Source organism: Streptomyces cyslabdanicus (genome assembly GCF_052663305.1).
Genome location: NZ_JBQRUW010000077.1, coordinates 12,031 through 26,601 on the forward strand (window position 1 = coordinate 12,031; position 14,571 = coordinate 26,601).

The window sequence follows — 14,571 nt, forward strand, 5'->3', positions numbered from 1 at the left end:
CCGCGCCGGGCGCGCCCTTCACGCCTCCCCCGCCGCCGGTGGGGAGCCCGATCGCGGTGCCGAAGCTGCCGGTGGGGAGCGGGTTCGAGCCGCAGGGGGCGGCCTCGCCGGACACGGATCCGGCCGGTGCCGGGTCCCCGACGGCGGTGCCGAACATTCCGGTGGGCGGGTTCCCGTCGCCGGGAGCCCGGACGGCGCGGCCGCAGGGTGAGCAGGGGGCGGGTGCCGGAGTCGGTGACCTCGAGAGCGGTGCCACCATGCGGATCTCCGCCGTCGCCGTGCGGCGGGAGGTGACGGAGGCGGCCGAGGAACAGGGGGAGGCGTCCGGCGCCGAGGGCCGGGAGGACGAGTCGGCCGCGGCGACGGACACGGAGCCCGGGGCCGAGACGGCCGAGGCCGAGACCGCGGTTGACGAGGCCGACAAGGCGGACGACGACGCCGGGGAGTCCGGGGCCGGAGAGTCCGGGTCGAGCGACGTGGCCGAGGTGTCCGGGCTTCGAGGCGGAGCCGACGCGGAAGCGGAAGCGGGAGCGGCCGAGGAGGTCGACTCGGCCGACGTGGACACTGCTCCGGCAGACTCCGCCGCCGAGGTGGACGACGAGGACCAGGTGACGGAGACGGCATCCGCCGCATCCACATCCACGGAATCCGGGGAATCCAAGGAAACCAAGGAAACCAAGGAATCGGACGAGGCTGAGGCGGAGGCTGAGGAGGCGGAGCTCGAGGGTGCCCCGGACGCCTCGGCGTCCGACGTCGAGCCGGCCGACGGGGCGCCCGAGGACTCCGCTGCCGCGATCTCCCTGCCTGTCCCCGCCGAACCCCGGGACGCCGCTCTCGAGGACTCCACGCCCACCGCGGAACCGCAGGACGCGGAACCACGGGACGCCGCCCCTCAAGATGCGGAGCCGCAGGACGCCGTTCCGCAGGAGTCCGCACCCGAGGACTCGGAGCCGCAGGACGAGGCTCCTCAGGACGCCGTGGCCCGGGCCTCGGCGGCCCAGGACATGGTGTCCCAGGAAGTCGCCCCGGCCCCGGCCGCCGAGGCTTCGCAGGGCGCGCCCGCCGCCTGGGCTCCGCCGCCGGTCCCGCAGGGTCCGGTGCCGCCCCTTCCGCCGTCCTACCGGCCCGCCGCGCCCACGGCGGCGGCCCAGTGGCCCAACGAGCCGCAGTCGGCCGCTCCGCAGGGGCAGCCGCACGTGCCGGCCCAGCAGCCGCCCTTCCAGCCGCAGGCACCTCAGCCGGCCCCCGCCGCCTGGAATCCCCCCGCCGCGCCGACACCGCCGCCCCCGGCGGCCCCGCAGCAGGGTTACGGCTTCCCGTACCCCGGCGCGCAGCAACCGCCTGCCCAGCAGCCGGCGCCCGGCCCCACCGCGCCCCCGGCCAACCCCCAAGCCGGATACGGCTTCCCCCCACCCGGCACCCCCGGCGCACAACCCTCGCCGGCGAGCCGGCCGCCGGTCGGCCCCACCACGTCCCCCGCCAACCCCCAACAGCCCGGTTACGGCTTCCCCCCACCCGGCGCGCAGCAACCGCCTGCCCAGCAGCCGGCGCCCGGCCCCACCGCGCCCCCGGCCAACCCCCAAGCCGGATACGGCTTCCCCCCACCCGGCACCCCCGGCGCACAACCCTCGCCGACGGGCCAGCCGCCGGTTCCGGGTTCGGTGGTCGCGGAGCAGCCGCACGGCTACGGATTCCCCCAGGCGCAGGCCGCCGCGCCCGGTGTCCCCAACCCGCCCGCGCAGCCCGACGGGTACGGCTTCCCGCAGCCGCCCGCACAGCCCGACGGCGCTCAGCCCCAGCCGCCGGCCGCCCCGCAGCAGCCCGTGGATCCCCGTCTCGGGGCCAGTTGGCCGCAGCCGATACAGCACGACCAGCGGCAGCCGATCAACCCTGGGGCGGCGCCGCTCGGTTACACGGCGGCCGTGGAACTGTCCTCCGACCGGCTGCTCAACAACAAGAAGCAGAAGGCCCGCAGCACTCGGCCCGCTGGTCCCGGGCCGCGGTTCCGGATCGGCGGGAAGAAGGAGGAGGCCGAGCGGCAGCGGAAGCTGGACCTGATCCGTACGCCGGTGCTGTCCTGCTACCGCATCGCGGTCATCAGCCTCAAGGGCGGCGTCGGCAAGACGACCACCACCACCGCGCTCGGCTCCACGCTCGCCACCGAGCGGCAGGACAAGATCCTCGCCATCGACGCCAACCCGGACGCCGGCACGCTCGGCCGCCGGGTGCGCCGGGAGACCGGGGCCACCATCCGTGACCTCGTCCAGGCGATCCCGTACATCAACTCCTACATGGACATCCGGCGGTTCACGTCCCAGGCGCCCTCGGGCCTCGAGATCATCGCCAACGACGTCGATCCGGCCGTGTCCACGACGTTCAACGACGAGGACTACCGCCGCGCGATCGACGTGCTCGGCAAGCAGTACCCGATCATCCTCACCGACTCCGGCACGGGTCTGCTCTACAGCGCCATGCGCGGTGTGCTCGACCTCGCCGACCAGCTCATCATCATCTCCACGCCGTCCGTGGACGGTGCCAGCAGTGCCAGTACGACGCTGGACTGGCTGTCGGCGCACGGGTACGCCGATCTCGTCGCCCGTTCCCTCACCGTGATCTCAGGGGTGCGCGAGACCGGCAAGATGATCAAGGTGGAGGACATCGTCGCGCACTTCGAGACCCGGTGCCGCGGCGTCGTCGTGGTGCCCTTCGACGAGCATCTCTCCGCCGGCGCCGAGGTCGACCTCGACATGATGCGGCCGAAGGTGCGGGAGGCGTACTTCAACCTCGCGGCGATGGTCGCGGAGGACTTCGTCCGGCACCAGCAGGCGCACGGGTTGTGGACCTCCGACGGCAACCCGCCGCCGGTCGCGGCCCCGCCCATGCCGGGCCAGCCGATCCCGAACCAGCCGTACCCCGGTCAGCCGTATCCCGGTCAGCCGGTTCCGGGACAACCCGTCCCCGGCCAGGCCGCCCCCGGGCAACCGGTTCCGGGCCAGCCCGGCGTCGGCCAGGCCTACCCCGGGCAGCCCGTCCCCGGTCAGCCTGCCCCCGGTCAGCCGTACCCGGGCCAGCCGCAGCCCTATCCCGGCCAGCCCGGCCAGCCCATTCAGCCGGGCCAGTCCGAGCAGCCCTACCCCCAGGCTCCTCACCACCCCCAGTACCCGCAGCACCCGCAGTACCCGCAGTACCCGCAAGGGCAGACCCCGCCTCCTCCCCCGCCCCACCAGTAGCTCGGCCGCACCGCTCAAGGGCCCGCGTCGTCTCCCACGGCGCGGGCCTTCGCGTGTTCGCAGTCAGAACCGGTCGAATTCCGCCGCCACGCCCTCACCAGCGAGGCTTCAGTGGTCTCAACCAATGGGAGCAAGATCGCGGTCAAGTCGTTATTTCCGCAGGCCACATGGGGTTTGACATACCGTTGACGCGCGCAGACTGGCGCTGGTAGACACTCACTTCATTCCGACGGCGTCACCCGATCAAGCCCGTTCAAGCCCGCCCGGCAGGAGGCGCAAACCGTCTTCTGCGTGCGACGACGCGAGGTCACCGAGCCATGAAGACACATGATCAGCACGGCAGAGGACGTACCGGCCCCCGCCTGAAGGGGATACGGCTTCTGGCCGCGGGCGCCGCCGCGCTCGTCCTCACGGCCGGGCTCGCGTCCCCGCTCGCTCCGGCCTCGACGCAGGCCCACGCCGCGGAGAGCGCGCAGAGCACCAAGGACACCAAGGGCAAGAAGGTCCTCACGGTCGCCGTCGCGCAGAGCGTCGACTCGCTCAGCCCGTTCCTGGCGGAACGCCTGCTCAGTACGAGCATCCACCGGCTGATGTACGACTTCCTGACCAACTACGACCCCAAGGACGCCCACGTCGTCCCGGGTCTGGCCACCAAGTGGGAGACGTCGCCGGACAAGCTGACCTGGACGTACACGATCCGCTCCAACTCCAAGTGGTCGGACGGGCAGCAGGTCACCGCCGAGGACGCGGCGTGGACGTTCAACAAGATGATGACGGACGAGGGCGCCGCGACCGCCAACGGCAGCTTCGTCAGCAACTTCGCGGAGGTCACCGCTCCCAGCCCCACCAAGCTGGTGATCCGGCTCAAGGAGCCGCAGGCCACGATGACCGCGCTCGACGTGCCGATCGTGCCCAAGCACGTCTGGGAGAAGGTCACCGACTTCTCCAAGTTCAACAACGACACGAGCTTCCCGATCGTCGGCGACGGACCGTACATCCTCACCGACTACAAGCCCGACAGCTATGTGCGGCTGGTGCCCAACAAGAACTTCTGGCGGGGGGCGCCGAAGTTCGACGAGCTGGTCTTCCGGTACTACAAGGACCAGGACGCCGCCGTGGCCGCCCTGCGTAAGGGCGAGGTCTCCTTCGTGGCCGGGTCCCCGGCGCTGACGCCCGCCCAGGCCGCCTCCCTCAAGGGCGAGAAGAACATCCGGGTCAACGAGGGCCCCGGCCGCCGCTTCTACGCCATTGCCGTCAACCCGGGCGCGCAGGCCAGGAACGGCGAGAAGTTCGGTGACGGCGACCCGTCGCTGCTGGACGAGCGGGTGCGGCACGCGCTGTTCATGGCCGTGGACCGGAAGACCATCGTCGACAAGGTCTTCCAGGGCCACGCGGTGGAGGGCCAGGGCTACATCCCGCCGCGCTTCCCGTCGTACTTCTGGGAGCCGTCGGCGGACCAGAAGCTGGCGTACGACCCGGCGAAGGCCGCCCAGCTCCTCGACCAGGCCGGCTACAAGAAGAACGCCGACGGCAAGCGGGTGGGCAAGGACGGCAAGCCGCTGAACTACCGCATGCTGTGCCACGCCACCGACCCCAACGACAAGGCGGTCGGCCAGTACCTCCAGGAGTGGTGGGGCAAACTCGGCATCGGGGTCACGCTCAACTGCCTGGACAACGTGACCGACCCGTGGCTCGCGGGCAAGTTCGACCTCGCCTTCGACGGCTGGTCGGTCAACCCCGATCCCGACTACGTGCTGTACATCCACACCTGCGGCGCTCGCCCGGCGACCCCGAAGGACACCGACGCCACCGACGACTTCATCTGCGACAAGAAGTACGACGAGCTGTACAGCCAGCAGCTCTCGGAGTACGACCCCGCCAAACGGGCCGACCTCGTCCAGCAGATGGAGTCCCGGCTGTACGACCTCGGGTACATGAACGTCATGGCGTATCCGAACGCGGTCGAGGCCTACCGCACGGACCAGATCGAGTCGATCACCACCATGCCGTCCGCGGCGGGCAACATCTACGGCCAGGACGGCTACTGGAGCTGGTGGTCCGCCGTTCCGGCGAACTCCGGCGACTCCTCGGGCGGTTCCACGTCCACGGGGGTCATCATCGGGATCGCCGCCGGTGTCGTCGTCCTCGCCGGCCTCGGAGTGCTGTTCACGGTGCGCCGCCGGGCCACCGCGGAAGAGCGTGAGTAGACAGTGAGTGCGCATGACCGCTGAAGCGACTCCCGCGCTGGTCGAGGAGTCCGCCGCCGACCCGGGAAGCTCCGGGCCGGCGGCGGGCCGCGGGCCACGGGCACGGACCGGGACCGCGTATCTTCGGTACCTGGTGGGCAAGCTGGCCGGCGCCGCCATCTCGCTGCTGGCCGTCCTCGTCACCAGCTTCTTCCTCTTCCGGCTGATCCCGGGCGACCCGGTGAAGTTCATGACCGGCGGGCGTCCGGTCTCCGAGCAGCAGATCGCCATCTACCGGCGGGAGTTCGGGCTCGACCTCCCGCTGTGGCAGCAGTTCACGGACTACTGCGGCAAGGCGCTGACCGGGGATCTGGGCACCTCGTACCAGTTCCGCGCCCCGGTCATCGACAAGATCACCGAGGCGCTGCCGAACACCCTGCTGCTGACCGTGACGGCCTTCGTGCTGTACACCGCCCTCGGCATGTTCCTCGGTACGCGCTCCGCCTGGCGGCACGGCCGGCTCGGCGACCGGTTCAACACGGGGCTGGCGCTGACGCTCTACTCCATTCCCGCGTTCTGGCTGGGGCTGCTGCTCATCATCGTGCTGTCGGTCGGCGTGGGCCCCATCCCGGGTCTGTTCCCGACCGGAGGCATGGAGTCGGTCGGCAAGGAGGGCTTCGCGTACGTCCTCGACGTCGCCCACCACCTCGTCCTGCCGGTGGTGACGCTGGTCGCGGTGGAGTACGGGCAGACGCTGCTGGTGACGCGGTCGGCGCTGCTGGACGAGATGGGCGGCGACTATCTGACGACCGCGCGCGCCAAGGGACTGCGGGACGACGTCGTACGGCGTCGGCACGCCGTGCCGAACGCGCTGCTGCCGACCGTGACGCTGATCTTCGTCAATCTCGGCCGGACCGTCGCGGGTGTGATCCTCGTGGAGACCGTCTTCTCCTGGCCGGGCCTGGGCGGACTGTTCTTCCAGGCGCTGAGCGTGCCCGATCTGCCGCTGGTGCAGGGGCTGTTCTTCGTCTTCGCCGCAGCGGTGATCCTGATGAACACCCTGGCCGACCTCCTGTATCCACTGCTCGACCCGAGGGTGGGCCGATGACCGCCGACACCGCCACGACCACGGGCCCGCGCACGCTGGCCTGGCAGCGCCGCCGGGCCTCGGCCCTGCGCTTCTGGAGGGAGTACCGGACCCACCGCGCGGGCCTGTTGGGCCTCGCCGTGCTCGTGCTGTGCGCGCTGATCGCGCTGACGGCGCCGCTGACCGTCGGCGCGGACGTGCAGAGTGTGACCGAGGCACCCGGCAAGGCACTGGAGGACCCGAGCGCCCGCTTCCCCCTCGGCACCGACCAGTTCGGGCGCAACCTGCTGGGCCTGGTGATCTGGGGATCGCGCGTGTCGCTCCTGGTCGGGCTGCTGGCGGCCGTGCTGTCGGTGGCGATCGGGGCGCTCATCGGGATCACCGCGGGGCACTTCCGCGGCTGGTACGACACGGTGATGATGCGGATCACGGACTGGTTCCTGGTGATGCCCACGCTGGTGCTGGCCATCGCGCTCGCCACCGTGTTGTCCCGCTCGCTGGGCACGATCATCCTGGCGATCGGCGTGACCACCTGGCCGACGACCGCCCGGCTGGTGCGGGCGCAGACGCTGGCGGTGGAGTCACGGCCGTACATCGAACGCGCGAAGGCGCTCGGCGGCGGCCACGGACACGTGATGTCCCGGCATGTGCTGCCCAACGTCATGCCGCTGGTGCTCGCCCAGACGACCCTGATCATCTCCTCGGCGATCCTGGCCGAGGCGACGCTGGCCTTCCTCGGGCTCGGCGACCCGACGGTCGTGTCCTGGGGCGGGCTGCTGCAGAACGCGCGGGAGGCGGGGGCGGTCAGCTCCGGCGACTGGTGGTACCTGGTGCCGCCGGGCATCGCCATCGCGGTCGTCGCGCTGGCGTTCACGCTGTGCGGCCGTGCCGTCGAGTCCGTTCTCAACCCCAGGCTGGGGGTGTCCCGTTGAGCCTGCTCGACGTCAGGAACCTCGAAGTGACCTACCCCGGCGGGGTGGCCGCGGTGCGCGGCGCCGACCTCTCGCTGGAGGCGGGCGAGAAGCTCGGCATCGCGGGCGAGTCCGGCTGCGGCAAGTCCACACTGGCGCTGGCGCTGCTGCGGCTGCTGCCCGCCGGCACCCGGGTCGGCGGCGAGATCCTGCTCGACGGCGAGGACGTGCTGGCCATGAAGTGGGGCCGGGTGCGGGCGGTGCGCTGGGCGGGGGCGTCCATCGTCTTCCAGGGCGCCATGCACTCCCTCAACGCCGTGCACCGCGTCGGCGACCAGATCGCCGAGCCGATCCTGCTGCACCGCAAGGCGACCGCGGCGGGCGCGAAGAAGAAGACCGGGGAGCTGCTGGAGCAGGTCGGCCTGCCCGCGGCCCGGGCGGGCGCCTACCCGCACGAGCTCTCCGGCGGTCAGCGGCAGCGCGTGATGATCGCGATGGCGCTGGCCTGCGATCCGCGTCTGATCATCGCCGACGAGCCGACCACGGCGCTCGACGTGATGATCCAGGCCCAGATCCTGCGCCTGATCGAGGGGCTGGTGAGCGAGCAGGATCTCGGTCTTGTCATGATCAGCCATGACCTCGCCGTGCTGGCCGACACCTGCGACCGGCTGGCGGTGATGTACGCGGGCCGCGTGGTGGAGGAGGGTCCGGCCCGGCAGGTCTACGACGACGCCCGGCACCCCTACGGCAGGGCCCTGTCGGAGGCGTTCCCGCGCATCGGCGACCCGTCGTCGCGGTTCGCGCCCCGCGGCCTGCCGGGCGACCCCCCGGACCCGGCCGCCGTGCCCGCCGGATGCGCCTTCCACCCGCGCTGCCCGGTCGCGCTCGACCTGTGCGCCACCCAGGACCAGTCGCTGCGGGACGCGGGACCGGCCCGGCGGGCGGCCTGCGTGCACGTGGCGCAGGAGGCGCAGGAGGCGCAAGCGGTGACGGTGGAGAACGACGCGAGGAGCAGTAACCGATGAGCAATGCGCCGCTGCTGAGCGTCGAGGGCCTGCACGTCACGTTTCCCGGGCGGCACGGTGCGGCGACCGCCCGGGCCGTGGACGGGGTCGACCTCGACATCCGGCCGGGCGAGATCGTGGCCCTGGTCGGCGAGTCGGGCTGCGGAAAGACGACCCTGGCCCGCTCGCTGCTCGGTCTGGTGCCGCCGACCGCGGGCCGCGTCACCTTCGACGGCGCCCCGCTCGACTACTCGTCGCGCGCCCTGAAGGCGTACCGCAAGCGGGCCCAGCTGGTGCTCCAGGATCCGAGCGGCTCGCTCAACCCGCGGCACACGGTCTACGACGCGGTGGCCGAGGGGCTGCGCATCCACGGGTACGGCGGTGACGAGCGGGCGGCGGTCGCCGATGCCCTGGCCCGGGCGGGGCTGCGGCCGCCCGAGCGGTTCTTCCTGCGCTACCCGCACGAGCTCTCCGGCGGTCAGCGCCAGCGGGTGGTCATCGCCGGCGCCCTGGTCCTGGAACCCGAACTCGTGGTCGCCGACGAGCCGGTGGCCTCCCTCGACGCCTCGGTCCGCGGCGAGATCCTCGCCCTGCTGCTGCGGCTGCGCACCGAACTCGGCCTGGCCGCGCTGGTGGTGACCCACGACCTGGGCCTGGCCTGGAACATCGCCGACCGGGTCGCGGTGATGTACCTGGGCCGGATCGTGGAGACCGGCGAGGTGGAGCAGGTCCTGACGGCGCCCCGCCACCCGTACACCCAGGCCCTGCTGTCCGTCCTGCCCGAGGCGCCCGGAGAACCGGTCGTCCTGTCGGGCGAGCCTCCGGACCCGTCCCGGATCCCCTCCGGCTGCCGCTTCCACGCCCGCTGCCAGATCCTGGCGAGCGGCGAGGCCGAGCGGGCGGGCGTCGCACAGGCGTGCCGCGGCCGGGACCTGGAGATCCTGGGCGGGGGCGGGGAGGCACAGGTGGCGTGCCACTGGGCACGGGCCCAGGCAACCGCCGAGACCGTCCCGGAACCGTCGTAAGCCGGACCCGCAAGCCGGTCGCGCCGTCGTAAGCCGGTCGCCGGAACGGCAGCCGACGCAAGGAGGCACCCGGGACGAGCGGCCGGTCCGGAACGGCCCCCCGAACGGGCGGGCCGTTCCGGAACCGCCAAGCCGGATCCGCCATCGCAAGCCGGTCGCCGGAACGGCAGCCGACGCGGGCAGCCCCCGGGATGGGCAGCCGACGCAGGACAGCCCCGGGATGGGCGACCGGCGCAGGACAGCCCCCGGGGCGGTTACGCGCGGGCGATGTCCGCGGTGATGATCTCCCGGCACTTCTCGACGTCCTTGGCCATGGTCGCCAGGAAGGCCTCCAGCGAGTCGAACCTCGCCTGGCCGCGGACGAAGTCGAGGAAGTCGACGCCGACGTGCAGGCCGTACAGGTCGAGGCCCACCCGGTCGATGGCGTACGCCTCCACCGTGCGCTCGGTGCCGTCGAACTGCGGGTTCGTGCCCACGGAGATCGCGGCCGGCATGACCTCGCCCTGGGCGTGCAGATAACCGGCGTAGACGCCGTCGGCGGGGATCGCGGTGTGCGGGAGGGTCTCGACGTTGGCCGTCGGGAAGCCGAGCTCGCGGCCGCGCTGGGCGCCGCGGACCACGACACCCTCGACCCGGTGCGGGCGGCCCAGGATCTCCCGGGCGCCCCGGACGTCGCCCTCGGCGACCAGGCGGCGGGTCAGAGTCGAGGAGAACGGCCGGCCGCCGCCCGCCTCGCCGGTGACGTACAGCTCGACGACCTCCACCTCGAAGTCGTAGGTCTTGCCCTGTTCGGCCAGGAAGTCGACGGTGCCCGCGGCCTTGTGCCCGAAGCGGAAGTTGGGGCCCTCGACGACCGCTTTGGCGTGCAGCTTGTCGACCAGCACCTTGACGACGAAGTCGGCCGGCGACAGCTTCGAGAACTCCGCGGTGAAGGGCAGTACGAGGGTCGCGTCCACGCCCAACTCGGCCATCAGCTCGGCACGGCGGTGGTGCGGGGCGAGCAGCGGCGGGTGGCTGCCGGGACGCACGACCTCGCTCGGGTGCGGGTCGAAGGTGACGACGACGACCGGGACACCCAGCTCGCGGGCGCGGGCCACGGCGTGTTCGATGATCAGCTGGTGTCCGCGGTGGACTCCGTCGTAGGAGCCGATGGTGACGACGCTGCGCCCCCAGTCCTGGGGGATGTCCTCCAAGCCACGCCAGCGCTGCACTGTGACCGCTCCTCGTCGAACCCGTGTCCGTGTTGCCTTGGTTGTCTTGCTGTCTTGCTGCCTTGTCCGCAGGTCTAAGGGTGCCATGCCCGACGGTCGCCGCCTGCATCGGCATGGGGAGCTGTGACCGGGCGCACGTCGCCGGGCGAGGGCCGGTCCGCCGTCAGACGGGGACGGGTACGCCCGCGATGTTCTCGATCATCCGGCGGGTGCTGGGGCCCACCACCACGGCCCAGTCCCGCGGGGCGTCGGTCAGCCAGCCGGCCACGCGGGCGGCGAAGCCGGGCACCTGCCGGCCCAGCTCCACGAGGGCCCGGTCGAACACGGCCGCGCCGTCGGGGGTGCGGAGGAGGAGCAGGCCGACACGGTGGACCAGGCCGGGGAGGTCCTCCTCGGCCGTGGAGGCGGCGGCGCGCAGCACGGCATCCAGGACGGCCGGGGCGTCCTCGTGGGCCAGGAGGAAGTCCAGCAGCTCCCGGCGCAGCGGACGGGAGGCCGGGGTGCCGGGCACGGCGAGCACGCCGGCCAGCGCGGAGCGCAACCGCTCGGGGCCACCGGGGCCGCCCTCGTCATCCTCCCCGGCGCCGCCTCCGTCCCCGCCTCGCCCGCCGTTGCCGTCGCCCTCGAGGAGGCCCGCGACCAGGGAGAACAGCACCGAACGGGCGGCCAAGTCGTCGTCCAGGCGCTGATCGACGTACGCCGCCACCGGTCCGGCGGCCTCCGGGTCCCGCGTCACCGCCTCGCGGACCAGGACGGCGACCCTGCGGGCGAGCGCCGGCGTGGCGACGTCGCTCAGGGCGCGCAGTACCTCACCGATACCGATACCGGGACCGGCTCCTCGGTGCAGGCACGCGCCGATGGCCGTGAGGACCGCCTCGGGATGGGTGACCAGGGCGGGCGCCAGCGCGCTCGGCGGCAGGTGCGGGTCGCCCGCCGCGAAGTGCCGCAGCGCCTGCGGCAGATGGCGGGCGCGGGTGTGCGGGTCCCGGACGAGGAGGGCGAGCGCGCCGCCGTGCAGGGCGGAGTCGTCGGGGTGGTCGAGCAGGGTGAGGGCGGCGTGGCGCAGCAGCTCGCGGTCGGCCCCGCTACGTACCTGGGGCGCGGTGCGCAGGCCGTACGTCAGGGCCGCCGCCCGCAGCGCGGGGCTGTCGTCGTGCGCCCACCGGTCCACGGCCCGGCACAGCGCCGACGGCTCCTCCTCGGCGAGCACGGTCAGCAGTTCCTCGGCGCGCGGGTGCGCGCATGCGGCCAGTGTGTCGGTGAGGTCGTCCAGGGCGCGGTCGCGGTGGGTGTGGAGCAGGGCCTGGGCGGCCGTGGCCACGGTGGCGTGCGGCGCGGCGGGCAGCGGGCGCTCGTCCGCGAACCAGCGTGTGAGCTGCGGTTGCACGGCGGCGGGGTCGGCGGTGAGAAGGTGTGCGACGGCGTCCAGGTAGCGGGACGGACGGCGGGGTCCGGCGCTCGCGCCGCGGCCGTCCCGGGGTGCGCCGTCGGCGAGGAGGAGACGCCTGAGCAGGTCGCAGCGGTCGGCGTCGGACAGTTGGAGCGCGGTCCAGAAACCCGGCCCGAAGCCGGACGGCACGGGCAGGTCGCACTGCTGCCACACCACGATCCGCTCGGCGAGCAGCCGCAGCACGCGGACGTACGGTGTCGCGTCCGCCGCGCGCAGCAGTACGGCGGCGAGGAGGCGGGACGCCCACCAGGAGTGCGGGTCGGAGTCGAGGGCGCACAGCAACTCCTCGAGCCGGACGGCCAGTCGGCGGGTGCCGTGCTGGCGGGCCAGGAGAAGCAGGGCCTGGACGACGGGGCCGATGCGGTGGTGCGGGACGGGCTGTGCGGGGCGCGGCGATCCAGGCGTGTGCTGTCGGTGCACCAGGACGCGCAGGGCCTCGTCCAGGTCGAGGTGCATGCCCTGGATCCAGTCGGCGATCTCCTCGTGCGCGAAGCGGTAGCCGCCGCCCACCGGGACGAGCAGGCCCTCGGTGAGGACGGCCGCCGCCCAGTCGCTGCCGCCGCCGAGGCGGGCCGGGGCGGGGCCCTGCGGGAACACCTCCTCGAACGCCGCCCGGTCCAGTTCCCCCCGGCCGAGACTGCGGCGGGCGGCCTCGTGCACCTGGCCGGAGACCTTCGCCGCCAGGCGCCGTACGGCGGTGCCGCGCAGGCCGTTCTCTGCGGCGAGGCGGACGGCGATACGCAGGCACATCAGGTCCAGGTGGGCCGCGAGGACGTCGTCACGGGCCAGCGGGGGATGGCCGGCGGCGTCGGGGAGGGCCGCGCGGACCTCCGACAGGAGCCGGAGGGTGAGCGGGTGGCGGGCGGCGGCGTCCGCCAGTGTGCCGTCCGGGATGCCGTGGCGGGCACGGGCCGCGTGGGACTCGGCGGGGGTGAGGCCGCCGAGGGGCAGGCAGGGCGGCAGATGGCCGGTGCGGCCGTCCGGGCCGGCCGCCGCGGTGACCGGGGTGTGGAGCAGGTCGGCCGGGAACAGCGCGCCCGCCGTCTCCCAGTAGGCCTCCTGGCAGGCCACCACCAGCCGCGCCCCCGTACCGCTCAGCCACCGCGCGGTGTGCTCGGTCCACTCGGGGAGCCGGTCGGCCAGAGCGGGCGGCATCTCCTCGGGGCCGTCGAGTAGGAGCAGGAGGGGACGGCCGTGGGCGCGGGCGAGACGGGCGACGCGCTCCGGGGTGAGGTCGGTGCGCTCGGTGGGCAGGGGCGACCGAGCGGACGCGACGATCCGGGCCGCCCGGTCCAGCGCCCGGCCCACCGCGTCCGCGACCGAGGCGTCGGTGCCCAGCAGATCGGCCCCGCGCAGCCACAGGGTGGGCGCCGGCGAACCGCCGCGGGCACGGCGGCCGGCCTGCGCGGCGAGCTCCGTCGTACGCCCGCTTCCGCACTCCCCGACGAGTCCGAGCACAGTGGCCCGGCCGGCATCGAACGCGGCCAGTTCCCCCGCCACGGCGGCGCGCTCCACCGGTCCGGCGGGCGACCCGGGCCCGCCCGGTTCCGGACGGGGGAACGGCAGGGTTCCGGCGGGGCCGTCCTGGGCCAGGGAGGTGGCCGTGAGTTCGAGGACGGCCGCCAGGTTCAGATCGGGGCCGTAGGCGGCGACCGTGGCCTCGTTGCGGGCGAGGAGGTCGGCCAGTGGGCCCTCGCCGGGGCGGTGCAGCGGCACCGCGAAGCCGGCGTCGCCGCGGCCGGAGCGCAGTGCCGTGCCGAGGACGGCGACCACGGCGCCGGTCTCCACGTCCAGGACCGGTCCCCCGGCGGCCCCGCCGCCCGGCCGGAGCGCGTCGCGGCCCGCCGTGCCGATCGCCAGCTCCGTCACGCCGTCGAGGAGGTGGGGGCGGTCCGTGGCCGTGTCCGTGGCCCTGTACGTCACCGCGGCCGCGCCGAGCACGCGGGCCTCGCGCCAGCCGTCGGCCGCGATCCGGACGTAGGTGCCGCCGCGGACTGCGTCGCGCACAGTGACGGGAAGCGGCTCCACGCCGAGGCCCTCGGCGCGGACGAGGGCCAGGTTCAGGGTGGGCAGCGCGGTGATCGCGTCGGATGTCACCACGCAGGAGCGCCCGCCCACGCCGGGGGCGTGCAGCACGAGACGGGGCAGGCCGTCGACGGCCTCGTGGCTGGTGATCACCGTGCCCTGGTGGTCGGCCGCGAAGCCGGTGCCGCGGGGTCGTCCCGCCAGGTCGTGGATGCGGATGAGGGAGCGGTCCAGGGCGCGGTCCCGGGCATCCGCCGTCACCCGCCGCCGGATCGTGTCAGCTGGTTCCCGCCCGTTCGGGGCCGGCTGGAGCGCGCGGGGGACGGAGCCGGATCCCTCTGATCCGTGCGCCTGTGTGGATTCATGGAGGCCCCGCCCCGCCATGCCCGAACCTTCCCGCCGTACCGCCGTGCCTGCCCTCGACGGTAGGCGGCTGATGATC

At 73.6% G+C, this 14,571-nt stretch carries 8 protein-coding genes; 6 read left to right on the forward strand and 2 right to left on the reverse strand.

Going from position 1 to position 14,571, the window contains the following annotated elements; all coding sequences use genetic code 11:
- Positions 1-56: 56 nt before the first annotated feature.
- The 6 genes from ACTYVM_RS35690 (at position 57) to ACTYVM_RS35715 (ending at position 9,443) form a co-directional block, all read left to right on the forward strand.
- Complete coding sequence (locus ACTYVM_RS35690; RefSeq protein WP_445529960.1) at positions 57-3,230, forward strand: MinD/ParA family ATP-binding protein; 3,174 nt, start codon at positions 57-59, stop codon at positions 3,228-3,230.
- Between the two features lie 317 nt (positions 3,231-3,547).
- Positions 3,548-5,437, forward strand: a complete 1,890-nt coding sequence (locus tag ACTYVM_RS35695; RefSeq protein ID WP_445529936.1) for an ABC transporter substrate-binding protein — start codon at positions 3,548-3,550, stop codon at positions 5,435-5,437.
- 13 nt (positions 5,438-5,450) lie between these two features.
- The gene (locus ACTYVM_RS35700) at positions 5,451-6,524 is read left to right on the forward strand and encodes an ABC transporter permease (protein WP_445529937.1); all 1,074 of its coding nucleotides are present in this window, start codon (positions 5,451-5,453) and stop codon (positions 6,522-6,524) included.
- Complete coding sequence (locus tag ACTYVM_RS35705; protein WP_400034494.1) at positions 6,521-7,435, forward strand: ABC transporter permease; 915 nt, start codon at positions 6,521-6,523, stop codon at positions 7,433-7,435. The genes ACTYVM_RS35700 and ACTYVM_RS35705 overlap by 4 nt, the downstream gene beginning before the upstream one ends.
- Positions 7,432-8,439 (forward strand): ABC transporter ATP-binding protein, encoded by a 1,008-nt coding sequence (locus tag ACTYVM_RS35710; RefSeq protein WP_445529938.1) that lies wholly within the window; start codon positions 7,432-7,434, stop codon positions 8,437-8,439. The genes ACTYVM_RS35705 and ACTYVM_RS35710 overlap by 4 nt, the downstream gene beginning before the upstream one ends.
- Positions 8,436-9,443, forward strand: coding sequence for an oligopeptide/dipeptide ABC transporter ATP-binding protein (locus tag ACTYVM_RS35715; protein ID WP_445529939.1), 1,008 nt, complete (start codon positions 8,436-8,438; stop codon positions 9,441-9,443). The genes ACTYVM_RS35710 and ACTYVM_RS35715 overlap by 4 nt, the downstream gene beginning before the upstream one ends.
- Positions 9,444-9,697: 254 nt before the next feature.
- On the opposite strand, the gene ACTYVM_RS35720 is transcribed toward ACTYVM_RS35715, so the two are convergent.
- Positions 9,698-10,654 (reverse strand): bifunctional riboflavin kinase/FAD synthetase, encoded by a 957-nt coding sequence (locus ACTYVM_RS35720; RefSeq protein WP_445529940.1) that lies wholly within the window; start codon positions 10,652-10,654, stop codon positions 9,698-9,700.
- Between the two features lie 163 nt (positions 10,655-10,817).
- On the reverse strand, positions 10,818-14,513 hold the full coding sequence (locus ACTYVM_RS35725) for a trypsin-like peptidase domain-containing protein (RefSeq protein WP_445529941.1): 3,696 nt from the start codon (positions 14,511-14,513) through the stop codon (positions 10,818-10,820).
- Positions 14,514-14,571: the final 58 nt, after the last annotated feature.

Bases quoted from the DNA above. Each gene is read 5' to 3' on its own strand.
- ACTYVM_RS35695 (WP_445529936.1), top strand. From the start codon at position 3,548: ATGAAGACACATGATCAGCACGGCAGAGGACGTACCGGCCCCCGCCTG.
- ACTYVM_RS35700 (WP_445529937.1), top strand. From the start codon at position 5,451: ATGACCGCTGAAGCGACTCCCGCGCTGGTCGAGGAGTCCGCCGCCGAC.
- ACTYVM_RS35705 (WP_400034494.1), top strand. From the start codon at position 6,521: ATGACCGCCGACACCGCCACGACCACGGGCCCGCGCACGCTGGCCTGG.
- ACTYVM_RS35715 (WP_445529939.1), top strand. From the start codon at position 8,436: ATGAGCAATGCGCCGCTGCTGAGCGTCGAGGGCCTGCACGTCACGTTT.
- ACTYVM_RS35725 (WP_445529941.1), bottom strand. From the start codon at position 14,513: ATGGCGGGGCGGGGCCTCCATGAATCCACACAGGCGCACGGATCAGAG.